General features: G+C 68.9%; 13 protein-coding genes. 6 read left to right on the top strand and 7 right to left on the bottom strand.

Annotation, left to right across the window (positions count from 1 at the left end; genetic code table 11):
• Nucleotides 1–24: 24 nt before the first annotated feature.
• From NR810_RS02905 to NR810_RS02895, 3 genes are all read right to left on the bottom strand, one after another.
• Entirely contained in the window at nt 25–900 is an 876-nt protein-coding gene (locus NR810_RS02905) for an MBL fold metallo-hydrolase (RefSeq protein ID WP_306817773.1), read from the bottom strand.
• Entirely contained in the window at nt 893–1,567 is a 675-nt protein-coding gene (ribA, locus tag NR810_RS02900) for a GTP cyclohydrolase II (RefSeq protein WP_257447332.1), read from the bottom strand. Before ribA ends, NR810_RS02905 begins: the two co-directional genes overlap by 8 nt.
• A 66-nt stretch (nt 1,568–1,633) precedes the next feature.
• Nucleotides 1,634–2,860 (bottom strand): molybdopterin molybdotransferase MoeA, encoded by a 1,227-nt coding sequence (locus NR810_RS02895; protein WP_257447329.1) that lies wholly within the window; start codon nt 2,858–2,860, stop codon nt 1,634–1,636.
• A 237-nt stretch (nt 2,861–3,097) separates the two neighbouring features.
• Here NR810_RS02895 and NR810_RS02890 point away from each other — a divergent pair, with 237 nt between their 5' ends.
• Nucleotides 3,098–4,429, top strand: coding sequence for a protease inhibitor I42 family protein (locus NR810_RS02890; protein ID WP_257447326.1), 1,332 nt, complete (start codon nt 3,098–3,100; stop codon nt 4,427–4,429).
• Between the two features lie 117 nt (nt 4,430–4,546).
• Nucleotides 4,547–7,939 (top strand): ribonuclease R, encoded by a 3,393-nt coding sequence (gene rnr, locus NR810_RS02885; RefSeq protein WP_257447324.1) that lies wholly within the window; start codon nt 4,547–4,549, stop codon nt 7,937–7,939.
• Between the two features lie 52 nt (nt 7,940–7,991).
• Here rnr and NR810_RS02880 read toward each other — a convergent pair whose 3' ends face one another.
• Both NR810_RS02880 and NR810_RS02875 read right to left on the bottom strand, forming a co-directional pair.
• A complete protein-coding gene (locus NR810_RS02880; protein ID WP_257447321.1) occupies nt 7,992–9,437 on the bottom strand; it encodes an RluA family pseudouridine synthase in 1,446 nt (481 codons plus the stop codon).
• A gap of 31 nt (nt 9,438–9,468) precedes the next feature.
• A complete protein-coding gene (locus NR810_RS02875) occupies nt 9,469–10,491 on the bottom strand; it encodes a hypothetical protein (protein ID WP_257447319.1) in 1,023 nt (340 codons plus the stop codon).
• 147 nt (nt 10,492–10,638) lie between these two features.
• Between NR810_RS02875 and NR810_RS02870 the strand changes: the two genes are divergently transcribed.
• From NR810_RS02870 to NR810_RS02860, 3 genes are all read left to right on the top strand, one after another.
• On the top strand, nt 10,639–11,793 hold the full coding sequence (locus tag NR810_RS02870) for a Kelch repeat-containing protein (RefSeq protein ID WP_257447317.1): 1,155 nt from the start codon (nt 10,639–10,641) through the stop codon (nt 11,791–11,793).
• A gap of 32 nt (nt 11,794–11,825) precedes the next feature.
• Nucleotides 11,826–12,539: a hypothetical protein gene (locus tag NR810_RS02865; protein WP_257447314.1), complete on the top strand. Its 714-nt coding sequence runs from the start codon at nt 11,826–11,828 to the stop codon at nt 12,537–12,539.
• Between the two features lie 125 nt (nt 12,540–12,664).
• On the top strand, nt 12,665–14,323 hold the full coding sequence (locus tag NR810_RS02860; protein WP_257447312.1) for a M14 family metallopeptidase: 1,659 nt from the start codon (nt 12,665–12,667) through the stop codon (nt 14,321–14,323).
• A 30-nt stretch (nt 14,324–14,353) separates the two neighbouring features.
• Here the strand turns inward: NR810_RS02860 and NR810_RS02855 are convergent, their stop codons facing one another.
• Nucleotides 14,354–15,262 carry a helix-turn-helix transcriptional regulator gene (locus NR810_RS02855; protein ID WP_257447309.1) on the bottom strand — a complete coding sequence of 303 codons (909 nt, stop codon included), beginning with the start codon at nt 15,260–15,262 and terminating at the stop codon, nt 14,354–14,356.
• Nucleotides 15,263–15,271: 9 nt separating this feature from the next.
• Nucleotides 15,272–15,691: a TPM domain-containing protein gene (locus NR810_RS02850; RefSeq protein WP_257447307.1), complete on the bottom strand. Its 420-nt coding sequence runs from the start codon at nt 15,689–15,691 to the stop codon at nt 15,272–15,274.
• A gap of 307 nt (nt 15,692–15,998) precedes the next feature.
• Here NR810_RS02850 and NR810_RS02845 point away from each other — a divergent pair, with 307 nt between their 5' ends.
• Entirely contained in the window at nt 15,999–18,176 is a 2,178-nt protein-coding gene (locus NR810_RS02845; RefSeq protein ID WP_257447305.1) for an RCC1 domain-containing protein, read from the top strand.
• Nucleotides 18,177–18,191 lie beyond the last annotated feature (15 nt).

The following is an 18,191-nucleotide window of genomic DNA, read 5'->3' as shown; positions in this document are numbered from 1 at the left end:
GCGCCCGGCTGGCGGGGTAGGGGATTACGGCTCCAGGATCTCCGACTCCACGGCGGCGATCACGTCGGGACGGTGCTTGCGCACCTCCTCGACGAACCGATCCATCGCGTCGTCGTCGCGCGTGGTCTCGTGGTGGAAGAGCACCAGCTGCTTCGCTTTCGCCGCGTTGGCCGTCTCCACCGCCGACTCCCACGTCGAGTGGCCCCAGCCCAGCTTCGCCGCGCCCTTGCGGCCCCGGTACTCATCCTCCGTGTACATCGCGTCGATGATGAGCAAGTCCGCGTCGCGCGCGAACTCCACCAGCTCCGGGTCCTTCGCGCTCCCGTGCTCCACGTCCGTCGCGTACACCACGGATCTGCCGTCGCACTCCACCCGGTAGCCCAGGCTGCCTCCCGGGTGGTTCATGTCCAGCGTGCGGATCCTCGCGGGGCCCACCTCCAGCACCTGCTTGGACTCCACGTCCCGGTACGTCAGCTGGGCCTTGAAGACCTGCTCCGCCGTCACCGGGAAGTAGGGGTGCACCATCTGCCCGGCCAGCACCTCCTTCACCGACTGCCCCTTCCGGGGCGCTCCGTACACCGTGAAGCTGTGGATCGGGTTGAAGATGGGGGTGAAGAACGGCAGCCCCTGCAGGTGATCGTAGTGGTAGTGCGACAGGAAGATCGACGCGCGCACCGGAGTCCCCGATGCGCACAGCTCCTCTCCCAGCACGCGTACGCCCGTCCCCAGGTCGAAGATGAGCAGCTCTTCCCCGCATCGCATCTCGACGCAGGGCGTATTGCCCCCATAGCGCTGCGTCTTCGGTCCCGGTGCAGGGATCGAACCGCGCACTCCCCAGAAACGGACATGGAAGGGCACCCGCGCCTGGGCGTGCTTCTCCCCTTGTTCGTCCTCAGCCAACCTTCGCTTCCGTGTCGTCGTCCTCGGCGAAGAGCTCAATCAGGTGCCCCGTCCGCTCACGCTTCGTCTTCAGATAGTCGACGTTATGCGGATTGTGCTCCGTACGCGAGGGAATGCGTCGACGAACTGGAATCCCCTCTTCCACCAGGCCTGCAATTTTCAGGGGGTTGTTGGTGATGAGGTCCACCGATCGCACCCCGAGCAGGCGCAGCATCTCGGCGGCGATGTCGTAGCTGCGCAGGTCATCCGGGAAGCCCAGCTTGCGGTTGGCCTCGTAGGTGTCCAGCCCCTGGGCCTGCAGCGCGTAGGCCTTGATCTTGTTGCCCAGGCCGATGCCCCGGCCCTCCTGCCGCAGGTAGAGCACCACGCCGCACCCGTTCTGGGTGACGAAGTCCAGCGCCCGGTCCAGCTGCTCCCGGCAGTCGCACTTCAGGCTGCCGAACACCTCGCTGGTCAAACACTCGGAGTGAACCCGGACGGGTACGCCCTCCATCCCCTCCACCTCACCCACCACCAGCGCCACGTGCTCCCGCCCGTTGCGCTTCTCCCGGAAGACGACCGTCCGCAGCACTCCCCGTCCGGTGGGGACATCCGCCTCCGAGAACCTCTCCAGGAGGGAAGCATTCTTGCGGGTAGGGAGAACCTGGGGTGTACGCGAATCGGACATGATGATCCCTTCTCTCGCACAACATTTGGAGGCACAAGTTGGATGCGAACCGTCGGGGTTCGTTCTTCATGCCCCCCAGGAAAGAGGGAGCAGTTCCACGTTGTCACCATTAGCGAGCCTACTCGCTTCTCGTGGGAAGTGGAGCAGGTGTGTTGCCGATGCCGCGGAGCGCAGCACGCCCGACGTCTGGGTGGACAGGGGCCGGGCCCAGAGCTCACCCTCCTGCCAGGCGGCCGTCACGCGGACGTAGTGGGCCAGCCCCGGTGGCTTCTGGAGCGCTCCGGCGAGCCGGCCCCCCACCCTCGGCGGCTCCACGTCCGAGTGCCCCAGCATGCGGCGCAGGGCGGGGCGGACGAACAGCTCGAAGGTGACGAGGGAGGAGGTGGGGTTGCCCGGCAGCCCGACGTAGGCGGTGCTCCCCTTGCGGCCCACGGCGAGCGGCTTGCCCGGCTTGATGGCCACGCGCCAGAAGTCCCGCTCCACACCCAGCTTCGCCAGGGCCTCGCGCACGAAGTCGTGCTCGCCCACGGACATGCCCGCGCTCGTCAGCACCAGATCGTACCCCTCGGCCGCCGCGAGGTGCTGGTACACGTCCTCCAGGGTGTCCCGGGCGATGCCGAGCACCGAGGGCACCCCGCCAGCCCGGAGGACGGCCAGGGAGAGCGCCGGGGCGTTGGCGTCCACGATGCGGCCCTCGGCGGGAGCGTCCGCCCGGCACAACTCGTCGCCCGTGGAGAGGATGGCCACCCGCGGGCGGCGCGGTACCGGCACCGTCAGCATTCCCTGGCCCACCAGCAGCCCCAGCTCCGGAATCCCCAGCGGCGTGCCCCGCGCCAGCAGCACCTCGCCCTCCCGCGCGTCCTCGCCCCGGGGCCGCACGAAGTTGCCCGGCCCCACCGCCTCGAGGATCTCCACCGTCTCTCCTCCAGGCGCCAGCCGGGTGCGCTCGCGCATCACCACCGCGTCCGCGCCCGCCGGCATCGGGGCCCCCGTCATGATCCGCGCGCAGGTGCCCGGCCGGACCTCTTCACGGGGCATCTGGCCCGCGTAAATCGTCTCCCGCACCTGGAGGCGGATGGGCGGGGGCGCCGTCAGATCGGCGCTGCGCACCGCGAAGCCATCCATGGCCGAGTTGTCCCAGGGGGGCAGGGTACGTTGCGCGCGGACGTCCACCGCGAGGGCGCGCCCGAGGGCCTCTTCCATCCGCACCCACTCCTGGGGCAGAGGGGACACCAGAGCGAGCGTGCGAGCACGTGCTTCCTCCACGGGCAGCAACGCGTCATCTTCCTTCATGGGTCGGGCTCCGTTGGGGTGATCTCCCAGGGATGTTCGGCTTTACCGGGGGAGGGCGAAACAGGTGTGTAGCGACAGGCTGCTTTTGGCATCAAAGTCCCTAGGAAATTCAAGACTTTGTTTGACACTCCTGCTGATCATCGTTACAAGTTCCGGTGATCGCGAGGCCTGCGTCCGGTCGGGTGCTGGCGCGCCAACCCGTTGAGAAGACACGGGAAATCCAAGGAGACAGCGTCGATGGCCAAGCCCAGGTCCGGGGCCAAGAAGGCGACTCCCGCTGAGAAGAAGGTCAAGTCGACGAAACCGGGTGTCCTCAAGACCGCGTCCAAGAGCGTGGCGAAGGCCGCCGCGAAACTGGTGACGAAGGCGGCGGAGGGCGCGAAGGTGGCGAAGAAGGGCGCGGCGGCGAAGAAGGAGGCGCCCGCCGCGAAGAAGGTCGCCGCGAAGGCCGCCACCAAGGTGAAGGAGGTCGCCGAGGCGGCCTCGAAGGTCGCCACGAAGGTCGCGGGGAAGGTGAAGGAGGCCACCCGGGGCAAGGAGTCCGCCAAGGCGGAGGCCCCCGTGGTGCCCCCGGCCGAGAAGCCGCGTCCCCGCGCCACCAAGCTGCCTCCTCCGGGCGAGCCGCTCAACAAGCGCGACATGGAGCAGTTGCTCACCGCCGGCCAGGGCCGGGGCGTGGTGGGCGAGGGCAGCCTCAAGGGGCGCCTGACCGTGGTCGACGGCCTGCCCGCCCTCATGGTGGTGGGCCGCGACAAGCGCGAGCTGACCTTCATCCTCCAGGGGCCGGATCAGGAAGTGCTGCCGGCCTACATGGATCACAAGGTGTCCGTCAGTGGTCTCATCAAGAAGACCACCAACTACGGCGGCACGGTGGACGTGCGGAAGTTCTCCGCGAAGAAGCCCGAGGTCGAGGAGCCCGTGGTCGCGCCGGTGGAGGTGGAGACCCGGCTGCGCTACCTGTCTCCCGGCGAGGTGTCCCAGGTGGTGTCGGCCGGCATGGGCGCGGGGATGAAGGGCTTCGCCTCGCTGCGCGGCAACCTGGAGATGACGGGCGAGGAGTTCGTCCTCGTGGTGTCCAACGGGGGCACCCGGCAGCAGGTGTCCTACATCCTCGAGGGCAAGGGCTCCAAGGGGCTGCGCAAGCACCTGGGCCAGACGCTCGTCGTCACCGGTGTGGTGGACAAGACCTCCGGCTGGGGTGGCCGCATCGAGGTGGAGAACGTGGAGCCGCGTCCCTCCGAGCTCCGGCCCATCTCCCGCGAGGGCATGGAGATCGTCCAGGTGGAGGGCGAGCAGCCCACCAGCATCGAGGCGAAGCTCAACCACGCCATCACCGTGCGTCTCCAGGAGCAGCCGGGCTTCACCTGGGCCATCGAGCCCACGGCGGCCAAGCGCGTGGGCCTGCGGGAGGCCAACTTCGAGCCGGGCTCCGACGGTTCGGCGACCCGGGAGTTCTTCTTCACCCCGCGCAACCCCGGTACGTCCGAGGTCGAGTTCTTCCTCGCCAAGGCCTTCAACCCTGGTCAGGTGGAGCGCTCCTTCAAGCTCACCGTGAACGTCAAGCCCTGAGAGACCCTCTACGCTCCAAGGCACTTCGCATCGAAGTCTTTCGCCCGGGGGTCCCCAGTGGGACCTGCCGGGCTTACTTTTTTCAGGGCCCGTTGGCTCCCTGCTCTGGGACCGCTCGTGACCGACATTCTTCAAGACGTGAAGCGACACCTGTCCGACTCCAAGCACCCCCTCGGGGTCAAGGAGCTCCTGCGACTCACCGGACTGCACCCCGGGCAGCAGACCCAGCTCAAGCGCACCCTGCGGGACATGGTGCGCAGCGGGGAGCTGCTCAAGGAGGGCAAGCGATTCCGCCTGCGGGGCGAGCGGCCAGCCCCCAGTGGTGACGGGAACGGAGGCGCACGGCCTCCCTTCGTCCGGCGCGAGCAGGAGGCGCGGCGCGAGGGCCGTCCTCCAGGAGCCTGGCGTCAGGGAGCTCGAGAGGAGCGCCGGCCCGGTTCTCCGCCGCGTGAGGAGGCCCGGCCCGGAGTCGATGAGCGCTTCGCTCCCCGGGGCCGCTTCTCGCCGGGGGGCCGTCCCGAGCCTCGGGGCCGGTTCGTTCGCGAGGGCCGCAGGGAGCAGCCCCAGGCGCGCTTCGAGGATCGTGGCGCACCCGGGCCGCGCGGCCGTGTCGAGGAGCGCGGGGCCGCCGAGCCCCGGAACCGGTTCGCCCGGCAGGACAAGCCCGGTGGGGGCCGCCCCGGACAGGCGGGCCGTTTCGGAAAGGATCAGGGCCGGCCCGACAACCGCGGCCGCTTCGAGCAGGATCGCCGCGCCGGACGCGGAGGACGCTTCGCCCGTGAGGAGCGCTTCGAGCCGCGAGGCCGGGGTGGCCGGCGCGAGCGTGGAGCGGAAGAGGGGCAGGAGACCTACACGGTGGAGGGGATCCTCCACGTGCACCGCGATGGTTACGGTTTCGTCCACCCCAGCTCGGGCGAGGGAGACAACATCTTCCTTCCGCCCCAGGAGGCAGCGCGGGCGCTCGACAACGACCGGGTGGTCGTGGAGTCCTGGGGTCGGCCCGGGCGCATGGAGGGCCGCCTCGTTCGCGTGCTCGACCGGACGCGGCAGCTCGCCATCGGCACCTATGTGGAGCGCGGCCGGCGCAACGCCCTGGTGATCCCCTACGACAAGAACCTCCAGACGCAGGGCCCCATCCGCGTCCCGCCCACCCAGATGGCGCGTGACGGGGACGTGGTGAGGGTGCGACTGGGCATTGGCGCGGAGCTGCTGGAGCCGGGCGAGGGCCTCTATGGCGAGGTCTCGGGCTCCGTCGGCAAACCCGGAGATCCGAGCGCCGAGGTGCTCTCCATCGCCTACTCGCAGGGCTTCTCCGACGAGTTCCCCGCCGAGGTCATGGACGAGGCGGACCGCATCCGCCCGGTGGTCACCGAGGAGGAGGCCCGCGCCGAGGGCCGCCGCGACTTGCGGCAGATGGCGCTCGTCACCATCGATGGCGAGGACGCGCGTGACTTCGACGACGCCGTCTACACCGAGCCACACCCGCAGGGGTGGCGGCTCGTGGTGGCCATCGCCGACGTGACGCACTACGTGCGCGAGGGCACCGCGCTCGACGCCGAGGCCCTGCGCCGCGCCACCTCCGTCTACCTGCCGGACCGCGTGCTGCCCATGCTCCCCGAGCGGCTCAGCAACGGCATCTGCTCGCTGCGCCCCGACGAGGACCGGCTGTGCATGGTGGCGGACATGGTGCTCGACACGCGTGGGAAGCTCGTCTCGAGCGAGATCTACCCGGGCGTCATGCGCAGCCACGCCCGATGCACCTACAACGAGGTGCAGGACGTGCTGGACGGCAAGGACGTCCCGCACCGCAACGCCTTCAAGCCCCACTTCGAGCAGCTCATGGCGCTGGCCCGCGTGCTGATGCAGATGCGCAAGGAGCGCGGCGCCATCGACTTCAACCTGCCCGAGCACAAGGTGGTGATGGGCGAGGATGGCCTGCCCGCCCGCATGGAGCGCCGCGAGCGCAAGGACAGCCACCGGCTCATCGAGGAGTGCATGCTCGCCGCCAACGAGGCGGTGGCGAAGTTCTTCGCCGACCAGGGCCTGCCCAGCGTGTACCGCTACCACGGTGAGCCCGACGAGGAGAAGCTGGCCGTCTTCGCCCAGCTGGCCCAGGCCTACGGTTTCCGCATGGTGGCCGAGGACATCACCCCGAAGGCGCTCAATGCCTTCATGGCCCAGCTCCAGGGCCACCCCGAGGAGCGCGCCCTCAACCAGCTGCTGCTGCGCTCCATGATGCAGGCCGTCTATACGGCCTCGGACGTCGGCCACTACGGACTGGCCGCCGAGTTCTACCTCCACTTCACCTCGCCCATCCGCCGCTACCCGGACCTGCTCGTCCACCGGCTGCTCAAGGCGCATTGGGAGCGTGGGGGACAGGAGCGCGCTCCCGCGCAGCTGGAGCGCGAGGAGCAGCGGCTGGAGGACATGGCCTCCCAGAGCTCCGAGCGCGAGCGCGCCGCCATGCAGGTGGAGCGCGAGGTCGTCTCGTTCTACGCGGCCCTGATGATGAAGGACCGCCTGGGCGAGGAGTTCGCCGCCACTGTCGCGGGCCTCGTCGAGTTCGGCTTCTTCGTGGAGCTCGACGAGGTGCACGTCGAGGGGCTCGTCCGAGCGGACTCGCTCGGGTTCGGGACGCGCTTCGACAAGACGCTGCACACCTTCACGCTGCCGGGTGGCTTCCGCGTGCGCGTGGGACAGAAGGCCCGGGTGCGCCTGGTCAACGTGAACCTGTCCCTGCGGCGGATCGAATTCGAGGCCCTGGAGATCGCCGGCAGGAGCGTGGGCTCCATCCAGGACGTGGCGCGGGAGGAGCAGGAGGCCCAGAAGCAGCAGGCCCGTGAGGAGCGGAAGAAGGCCGCCCGTGCCGGGCGCGAGCGGGCCCGCGAGGAGCGGTGGGGCCGTCCCCAGCGGGGTGTCGAGGCCGGCGAGCGCTCGATGGCCGAAGCGGAGTCGCTGCGGAAGCGGGCCGGCGAGGCCGCCGCCGTGGAGGAGGCTCCGGTGGAGCGGGTGGAGACCGCCGCAGTGGCGCCTCCCACCGTGGAGCGGCAGACCGAGTCCGTGGAGATCGTGGAGCGGCTCACCCCGAAGGCACCCGCGGGCTTCGATCGCATCCGCGCCCTGGCCGCGCTGGACGCGCGCGAAGGGGGCGAGGAGAGCGAGGCGCCTCGGGCCGTGCCTCCCAAGCGGCGCAAGAAGGCCGCGGCGGCCGAGGAGAAGCCGGCGCGTGCGAAGCGTCCCGCCGCGGGGGCTCGCAAGGCGGCTCCGGCTCGCAAGGCGGCCGTGAAGAAGAAGGCCGCCGCGAAGAAGGCTCCGGCCGTCAAGAAGGCCCCGGCCGCGAAGAAGAAGGCTCCCGCGGCGAAGAAAAAGGCACCGGCCACCAGGAAGGCTCCGGCCGTGAAGAAGGCCGCCGCCAAGAAGTCCGCGTCGAAGGCTCGCTCCCCGGGTGGGGCCAAGACGAAGGGTGGCGCGAAGAAGACCGCTTCCGCTCGCAAGGCGAAGAAGCGGTAGGGCAGGGGGCTGGGTTGGACCTCCACCCCAGCCCCTCCGGCCGCCGCGTGGATCAGCTCCGGGTCACGGGGTATGGCCAGTCTGGAGCAAGGCTTTCGATGTCGATGCGCTCGCCCGTGCGCGGATGGATGAACGTCACGGCTTCGGCGTGGAGCATCAGGCGCGTGCCGTCACCACCGTAAAGGAGGTCGCCGACGATCGGAGCGCCAAGGCCGAGCGGATGCGCGGCGTGGACCCGAAGCTGGTGCGTTCGCGCGGTGCGGGGGATGAGCGCCACCCGGGTTCGAGTACCGCTGCGCTGTGTGACGCACCATTCGGTGATGGCGCGCTTGCCGTGGAGCGGATCCACGATGTGGCGGGGCCGATCATCGGCATCGCTCCGAAGGGGCAGCTCGACGACTCCCTGGTCGCCGGTGACGTGGCCGTCGAGCCAGGCGACGTAGCGCGCGTGGGCCTCGCTCCGCGCGAACTGCCGCTGGAGCGCCGCGTGGATCTCCGGCGCCCTGGCCACGAGCATCAGCCCGGAAGCCTCGAAGTCGAGGGGGTGCACGATGTGCAGCCCGGACTCCTCCGGGAACTTTCGCCGGAGACGGACGAGTACCGAGTCTCGTCCCGGAGAGTGGCGGCCAGGGACCGACAGGAGGCCGCGAGGCTTGTCGACGACGAGCACCCAGGGATCCTCGTGCACGACCCGAGGGTCCTCCACCACACCAGCGGCCTCTTCGAGGAGCGGCGACGCCTCGACGGACAGTCCCTCGAGCATGTACGGCAGGACCCGGCCACACTTGCCACGACATGCCGGGTAATACTCACCCGCGTGTCGCTCTCCCGTGAGCGGTGGCGCCCCCCACCAGAACTCGGCGAGAGCCAACGGTCTCAGGTGGTGACGGTAGGCGTGAGCGAGGAGCTTCGGCGCGGCGCAGTCGCCCGCTCCGCCCGGCGGAGGCGCGGGCGCGAACAGTGCGCCCAGGGGCCGCTCCTCGCCCCGGGCATTGGGGATGACGTAGGTGTAGGAGAGCTGCTGCCAGAGCTGCCTCGAAAGCCCGGCACGCAGGTGCTCGAGCTCGACGAGGCTCGCACGCAGCGCGACGGGGTCGGCACCCTCGCGCAGCGCGGCATGACGGTCGCCGAGCGCTGACAGCTCGGCCTGGCCAGCGGGCCAGAAGGTGTCGCGCATGGCTTGATCGAAGAGCGGAGGCGCGAAGCCGTCGACCTGCCAGTGGCCGGCGAGCATGCCCGAGAACGCGCGGAGGTAGCCGATGCGGCCATCCGGCGCCGCGACGACCAGCACACCGAACATCTTGCCGCCTCCCGGCGCCTCAAGCTCGCGGAGCTCGAGCCCACCGCCGAGATCGCCGCGGCGCAGGTGCAACCGCAACTCCTCGGCGGCACGGCGCGCCAGGGCATGCGGCGGGCCGTGCGCGAACGGGCTCGAGAGCCGCACCGGCAGCTCGGCTGGAGCGGGCTGGGGATCGAAATACGTCAAGACAGCTTGCAAGGACGCCCCTCAAGCTCCGGGCACGGAAAGGCTACTGCTGGAGGATCCGGATGGTGTTGAGCTTGTTGTTGGCGGCACCCGGTGCGCTGCGCACGGTGAGGCGGCCGTCCGTCACCGCCACCATGCCACTGCCGTGCGTGAAGCCATAGCCCGTCGGAATACCGCTGAGGATCACCGAGTCCTCCACCTGGATGCGGTACGCACCCACCTTCGTGGACGGGTCCCCCGCCATCAGGCTCACCGAGTAGACGCCGTTGGGCACGGCGATCTCCCAGACGTAGTCGCCACCCTGCTGCATGCGCGCGTGCCGCTGCCCGAGGATGTCGATGTCGTAGCTCACGTCCACCATGTTGGCCGTGTTGTCCACGTTCCATCCGTAGGTGAAGCCGTTGCCCCGGTTCCCATAGGCGAGGCCGTTGTCCGAGACGAATCCGTAGATCTCGATGGGCGAGGACGAGGCCGGCTGGAAGTTGACGTCGACGCCGAACTTCCGCTTCACCTCCACGAAGGCCAGCTTGTTGTTGACGGCGAAGCTGTCGTTGCGAATGGTCAGCCGGCCGTCGTTCACGTCGAGCGTGGTCACCGATTCGAAGAAGCGCTGACCCTCGGTGGGCGTGCCCTTCAGCACGTCGCCGTAATACTCCACATTGAAGCGGTAATCGCTGTCGGTGTAGCCCGGGTCACCCGCCACCAGACGGACCTGGTAATAGCCATTGGGGACGGCGAGCTCCCAGGTGAAGTTGCCACCGTTCTGCGTCCGGATCAGGGTGTCATACGCCTGGGACGGGGTGTTGGGATCATTGCGGTCGCGGGTGTTGGCCGTGTTGTCAGCGCTCCACCCGTAGGTGTAGCCGTTGCCCCGGCTGCCGAACACCTGGCCCGAGTCCACGACGAAGCCCGCGGGCACGGGCGCGCTGGCGGGCTGGAAATTCACCCGCAGTTCGAAGGGCGCGAACGGAGAGAAGGGGCCGGACTGTGCCGCGGCCGGAGCGCCGAACAGCGACAAGCCCCCGAGCACCACCAGGTGCAGCGGAGTCGAAAGAAGTGTCTTCATGACTTGCATCATGTGCGACCTTTCAGGGTCAGCGAGGCGCCGGAAGAGTAGCCCACCCGGATGAACCGTTGTCAGCCCCCCTTTGTACTGTGCCGCATGTCCCCGGAGGTCGGGCCCGGGCGGCACACAACCAGGTCAAGGGATTCCATGCTCAAGAGGATTCGTCTGTCGTTGTTGGTGGCGGGGGCCGCCACTGTCGCGGGTGCGTGTGGTGGCGCGGAGGCGCCGTTCCTTCCGGCTGACGGGGTGGTCCGGTCTTCCGACGCGAAGGCGCTCGCCACGGACGGGACGCATTGGACCCAGGAGGCCTCCGCGCTGGCCATGCGCATGCGGCACTCGGCGGTGCTGCTCGACTCGGGTGCGGTGCTGGTGGCGGGTGGCGCGGACTACTACCGCTACCTCCAGAGCGCGGAGCTGTACAATCCCTACACGAATACATGGACTCGCACGGGCTCGATGAACGCACCGCACGAGATCTTCACCGCGATCCGGCTCGGCTCGGGCCAGGTGCTGGTGTCGGGAGGTCATGGTTCCGTCGAGCCGGTCCCCTCCAGCATCGCCGAGCTGTACGACCCGGCCACCGGCACATGGAACCTCACGGGCCCCATGGTGGTGCCTCGCGTCTCCCACTCCTCCACGCTGCTCGATTCGGGCCAGGTGCTGGCGGCGGGTGGTTACACGCCCTTCGGAGGTCAGCCGGTTGGAGCGGAGCTGTACGACCCCTCCACGGGCACGTGGAGCCTCACGGGCCCCATGCCCTCCTACCGGGCGGATCACTCCGCGACACGGCTCTACTCGGGCGAGGTGCTGGTGACGGGCGGGCTGCCGTTCACCCGGAAGGTGGACCTGTACAGCCCGTCCACGAACACGTGGCGGCAGGTGCAATCCCTACCGACGATCCGTGCCAACCATACCGCCACGCGGCTCTACTCCGGCTATGTGCTGGTGGCGGGCGGCATGGACGCGAACGGGAAGGCCTTGAGCTCGGTGGACGTGTACGATCCGTACAACGACCGGTGGTTCTCCGCTCCTCCGATGAACCGGCCGCGCCGGGGTCACACCGCGACGCTGCTGTACTCGGGACAGGTGCTGGTGACGGGGGGGAGGGGCGATTCATCCGGTGACTACGTGCCCACCTCCGAGTTGTATGACCCGGCGACGAACACCTGGACGCTGGTGGGCGACATGCTTCATCCCAGGCACCTCCACTCCGCCACACTGCTGGAGACGGGGGATGTGCTGGTGACGGGCGGTGTGAGCCGCCAGGGCCTCATCTGGTATACCGAGCGCTATACGCCATGAAAATGACCGGCTCCCTTGTCGCATTGGTGTCGATGTGTACGGGCCTCCTGTACACCACCGCCACCGCGCAATCGACTTCAGACAACCTCGTGTCGGGCAGCCGCTTCGACTACCCGGCGGATTGCTCACAGCTCTCGGCGTGGGAATCCGCGGTACGCAAGGCCACGGAAGCGCTGATGGACAGGAAGGGCTTGACCGTGACCTGTCTGTCCACGGCGGGCCAATCCCTCCAGTACGACTCTCCCGATGAGCTCCGGGCCCTGGTGGTCAAGGCGGGACCTCATTCCTATCGCTATGAGGTCCGCCATCGAGGCACGGACGAACAGCGAGAGTCTTTCACCATTGGGACGAAAGTCTTTCGCGTGGTGACACACGAGGATCCGTTCGGGGGTTGGCTCGAGGAAGGACACGAGGCGTTCGAGCTCAAGAGGGGAGGGGAGCGCTATCTCGTCCTCGCCAATGGGCTCGGCTCGGTCTCCGGCTCCGCCTCGAGGCTTCGCTTCTTCTATATCTTTCCGGTCGATGCGAAAGGCAAGATCACCCGCGGTCCGATCAAGACCTGGGCAACGGACTTCACCCATTCGCTCTTCGGTGCCCTGGGCGAGCGGGACGTGGGTTTCCTGGCGCTGAGGCGCGATTCCGGCCCGGAGAACTTCCACTTCAAGGCGGAAGTCTTCAAACTCACGCCGAAGGGTCTTCAGACAACGGGAGCGAAGAAGGAATTCGATCTCCCACCCGAGCCATGAATGCGGCACGCCCGGGTTGACGTCCGCCTGGCGGCTCACTCTCGCGAATTGAAGTGGCCGTGAAAATTGTATATCCAGCATTCCAGGAATAAGGTGCGTTCCTCCCCTGCCGTGGAGGAACCCCCATGCCGTCGTCCGTCACTGGAGTTCTCGCAGCCGCAGCAGCGCTCGCCCTCTCACCTGTCGTTGCCCGGGCAGCAGCCCCCGAGGAGGGGCCGTCCCGTCCGTCCGTCCTCCTGGCCCGGGTGTCGTTCAAGTCCCGGGTAGACCTGGATCGACTCGCCGAGACGCTGGACCTCAGTGCGGCGGTGGATCATGAGAAGAAGACCGTGGAGGCGGTACTCTCGCCCGAGGAGTACGACGCGCTGGTGAAAGAGGGTCGCCGCGTGGAGATCCTCGAGGAACAGACGCGGCTCCTGAACGAGCCACGCGAGGGGCGGGTGTCCCTGGCCGGCGGGATTCCCGGCTACTCGTGCTACCGCACGGTGGACGAGACCTACGCCGCGATGGCGCAGCTGCCCATCACCTACCCGAACCTCGCCTCGTGGAATGACATCGGCGACACCTGGGACAAGGTGACGGCGGGAGGCAAGCCGGGAGATGACCTGCGGGTGCTGGTGCTGACGAACAAGGCGCGCTCGGGCTCCAAGGCGCGGTTCTTCCTGATGGGCGGCATCCACGCCCGCGAGTACACGACGGCGGAGCTGGCCACGCGCTTCGCCGAGCAACTCGTGAGCCGTTACGGCACGGACCCGGATGTCACCTGGCTGCTCGACTACTCCGAGCTGCACGTCGTGGTGCAGTCCAACCCGGACGGCCGCCGCGTCGCGGAGACGGGTTTGTCCAAGCGCAAGAACACCAACACCAGCGAGGGCTCCTGCTCCACGACGACGTACGGAGTGGATCTCAACCGCAACAGCAGCTTCGACTGGGGTGGCGCGGGCGCGAGCAGCAGCGCGTGCAATGACACCTACCGGGGGCGCTCGGCGGCCTCCGAGCCGGAGACGAAGACGCTGGAGAACTACATCCTCTCCCTCTTCCCGGATCAGCGCGGGCCCGCCTCCACGGATCCCGCCCCCGCGGACGCCACGGGCCTGATGCTCAGCCTCCACAGCTACGGCGGTTATGTGCTCTATCCCTGGTCGGCCACCACGGCGGCGGCGCCGAACGCGACCCAGTTGCGCACCCTGGGGCGCAAGTTCAACTACTTCAATGGCTATCAGGCGTGCCAGGTGAGCTCGTGCCTGTATTCGGCCTCGGGCTCCACGGACGCCTTCGCCTACGGGCGGCTCGGCGTCGCGGCGTTCACCTTCGAGATGGGAAGTGCCTTCTTCGAGAGCTGCACCACCTTCGAGAACACCATCGTCCCCAAGAACATGCCGGCCCTCTCCTACGCCTTCAAGGCGGCGCGGCGGCCGTATCAGGTGGCGGCGGGCCCGGACTCCATCAACCTCGCGCTGTCGGCGAGCAGCGTGATGCAGGGGACCCCGGTGACGCTCACAGCTCGGGCGGATGACACCCGCTACGGCACGAACGGGGGTACGGAAGGCTCGCAGGCCATCGCCGCCGCGCGCTACTCCATCGATGCGCCGTCCTGGGTGTCGGGGACGCCCACGTTCGCACTGAGCGCGGTGGACGGAAGCTTCAACAGCACGGCCGAGTCGGTGCAGGCCACGGTCTTCACCTCTGGCCTGGCACCGGGCCGGCACACGATCTTCGTGGAGAGCCAGGACGCCAGCGGAAACTGGGGCGTCCCCACCGCCATCTTCCTGGACGTGCGGTAGTTCGTCCCCGCCTCGGAGCCGGGAGCCTTGTCAGCTTCCGGTGCTGCGGCGCTGCTCGCGCCAGGCCCGGGGGGTCATTCCGTGGACGCGCCGGAAGGTGCGGATGAAATGGGTGACGTCGGCGTAACCCACCTGGCTCGCGATGCTCTCCATACTGGCTTCCGTGTCCAGCAGGCGCCGCCGGGCCTCGGCCATGCGGTGCTCGCGCAGCCAGTCACCCACCGTCAGCCCCGTCTCCCGGCGGATGGCATTGGCCAGGTGCGAGGGCGTGCACCCCACCGCCGCCGCGACGTCCTGGAGCGAGAGGGGCTGCAAGCAGTGCGCCTCGATGAAGGCGAGCGCATCGTGCACGAGCCCGCCGCTCATGGACGGCGCGAGAGGCGCGTGCTCCTGCAACTCGCGCAGGAGCTCCGTGACCAGCAGGACGAACCATGCATACGTCGCGTTCTCCGCGCCCCAACGGGCTTCTCGCAGCTCGGCCTCCAGCTCGGCCACCCGGTGCGCGATTCGCTGCCACCGCGCTTGCCCGGGCCGCAGCCGGAGCAGTCCCCGGACGAAGAGGCTTCGCGCTGGAGTGGGCTTCGCCGCTCCACGGTTTCGAGGCGGTTCTGGCAACCACTCCGGTCCGAGCGAGCGGAGCAGCAGCGGATCGAAGCCCACGATCCACCCCTCGAGGTCGCCCAGCTCGAGGGGCTGGTGCTCCATGCCCGCGGGGACGAGGTGGATGTCCCCCGCCTGGACATCGAGCGGCTCCAGGAGACGGGCTCGCCCCCTTCCCGCCGTCAGCACGAAGACCATGAAGAAGGTCGAGACGAGTGGCCCGGGCGGAATCACGGGCTGGTGCCCTGGAATGCGAACGACACGCAAGGGCAGGCCCCCAGCGCCCATCGCGTCCAGGGTGAGGAGATGGGGAGGAGGGTTCTGAGGGGTGCGACGCATGCGGGGACCTCAGCCCTGGTTCACCCGGTCTGGCAGTTCGTTGCCCGCCGTGTCCCTGCCCGGAACCGCGGTGAGCAACAGCCCCCCGATGCGCTCCACCGCCGTCACGAGCCCGGTCACGGGCTCGCCCTTGCGGAAGCCTTCCTCCACCGCGTCCACCACCGTCTCCCAGAAGCCCGGCATGGCCGCCCCGTGCACCCCCCGGCCCGCGTACACCGCCGTCTTGCGATCCTCCAACGCCACATAGAGGATCACCGCGGTGTCGGTGGCCGTGCCCCGCATCCCGAGCTTCTCGAAGAGCCCCATGGCCCGCGCCAGCGCGCTGCCTCCCTTGCAGTGCCGCTCCACGTGCACGAGCACCTCTCCGCGATGGCCCTGCTCGGCCCGGCGGATGGCCTCGATGAGCCGAGCCTCCTCCTCCTTGTTCAATACCCGTCTCGCACGCTTCCACGGCCAGTCCATGCCCGGAGGATAGCAGACGGTCGCGCGGCTACGGCTCTGCGTACACCCATCCCTCCAGCTGCTGGCTGAGGGCGAGCGCTCTTCGGACCACTTCGTGAGAGGCCCACCGGGGGGAGTCCGGTGGGAGGACCAATCACGTCAGTCATTGGACATAAAACGTCATCCGTCCACGCGAACACGGGCTCGTGCTCACGGGTGTTCCGAGGGAGCGAGAGCAGGCAGGCAGGTGGCACGCGCTCTGCTTGGGCGCCCATCGCTAGCTCGTGGAGGAACGATGCTTCGAGAGACAAGAAGCGTGCGCGGAGTGCTGCTGTCCGCGCTGCTCGGGATGGTGCTGACGACGGAGATCGCCTGGGGCCTGCCGCTGCGGCCCCGCGAGGTGGACGCGCGGAGCGGGATCGCCACGGGGCAATCCCATACGCTGAGGGTTCTCGAGGATGGCACGGTGTGGGCCTGGGGCATGAACACCGAGGGGGAGCTCGGAAACGGCACGTACCTGGATGCGCCACGGAAGGAGCCGGTGCCCGGACTCGGGGGCGTGGTGTCCGTCGCGGTGGGCCAGGGCTACTCCGTGGCCCTGGGGCAGGACGGCACGGTGTGGACCTGGGGCTCCAACAACACGGGCGCGCTCGGGGATGGCTCCGCCCAGGGCCGCCCCTTGCCAGGGCAGGTGCCGGGTCTCACGGACGTGAAGTCCATTTCATCGGGATGGTCCCATGTCCTGGTGGTGCGCGCGGACGGCACCGTGTGGGGTTGGGGGAACAATGAAGAGGGCCAGCTCGGGTCCTCGAGCGGCGGCACATGGCGGGTGCCAGGGCAGGTGCCGGGCCTCACGGGCGTGGTGGCCACCTCGGCCGGACAGTCGCACTCGCTGGCGCTGCGCGAGGACGGCACCGTGTGGGCCTGGGGTGGAAACTACGGAGGCCAGCTCGGGGACGGGACGAAGGTGTCTCGGCCCGTTCCGGCGCAGGTGCCGGGGCTCACGGGCGTGGTGGCCATCTCGGCGGGGGGTTGGTACTCGCTGGCGTTGCGCGAGGACGGCACCGTGTGGGCCTGGGGCTACGGCGGCGCCGGCAACCTCGGGATCGATCCCGTGGTGACGATCCAGCCCTCGCCCGTTCAGGCCACGGGTTTCACGGACGTAGTGGCCATCTCGGGCGCCACCTTCCACTCCCTGGTGTTGCGCGCGGATGGCTCGGTGTGGGCCTTCGGCGACAACGCCTACGGCCAGCTGGGGGATGGAACGAACGTGGACCAGAGCCTGCCCGTGCGAGTGGAGGGTCTACCGGAGGTGCGGTCCATCGCGGCGGGTGAGGTCCATAGCCTGGCGGTGCAAGCGGAGGGCTCCGTGTGGGGCTGGGGTGACAACACCCGGGGCATGCTCGGCACGGGCTCGGATCGCCGGCTCGAGCCGGTGCCGGTGGTGAACCTCACGGACGTGGTGGACTTCTCCGCGCGCTCACTGCACTCCATGGCGCTGCGAGGGGATGGCACGGTGTGGACCTGGGGGGTGAACATCTTCGGACAGCTCGGCCGTGGGCCGCTGACCCAGTTCAATCAGCCCCAGGCTGTGCCGGGGCAGGTGCCGGGTCTCACGGACGTGGTGGGCGTCTCCGCCGGTACGATGCACTCCCTGGCGCTGCGAGGGGATGGCACGGTGTGGGGTTGGGGGAACAATCTCTACGGGCAGCTCGGGAATGGAACGACGAGCGACAGTCCCTCGCCGGTACAGGTGCCGGAGCTCACGGGCGGCAAGGTCCTCCTGGCCGGTGATTCCCACTCGCTGCTGCTGCGCGAGGACGGCACGGTATGGGCCTGGGGCTACGGGGTGGGGCTCACGCCCATGCAGGTGAAGGGCCTCTCGGACGTGACGGGCATCGCGGCGGGGAACTACTGGTCGGTGGCGGTGCTCAAGGACGGCACGGTGTGGGTCTGGTTCTGCGAGCCCGCCAGGATGACGGACGGGACGATCATCCCCGAGCTCACGCCGGTGCAGGTGCCGCGACTCAGGGGAGTGGTGTCCGTCTCGGCCAACAAAATCGCGTCGCTGGCGCTACGCGAGGATGGCACGGTGTGGACCTGGCCTCACGACTCCCTCACGCCGGAACGGGTGCGGGGACTCATGGGCGTGGTGGCCATTGATGGCGGAGTGTTCCACTCCCTGGCGCTGCGCCGAGACGGGACGGTCTGGGCCTGGGGCAGCAACGCCTACGGCCAGCTCGGCGATGGGACGCTGACGGATCGCACCACGCCGGTGCGGGTACCGGAGCTCGGGGGTGTGGTGGCCATCTCGGGGGGCGACCTCCATTCGATGGCGCTGCGTGCGAATGGCACCCTGATCTCCTGGGGCCACAACTTCTACGGGCAGTTGGGTGATGGCGTGAGCCCCATTCACCACACCCCCGCCCCGGCGCTGCTGCCTACGGCTACCGAGCCAGGGAGCGGGGGGTAGAGGAGGCGTACACTC

Source organism: Archangium lipolyticum (assembly GCF_024623785.1).
Taxonomy (GTDB): Bacteria; Myxococcota; Myxococcia; order Myxococcales; family Myxococcaceae; genus Archangium; species Archangium lipolyticum.
The sequence above is the reverse complement of the archived record's forward strand: the minus strand, read 5'-3'. Positions and strand labels throughout refer to the sequence as shown.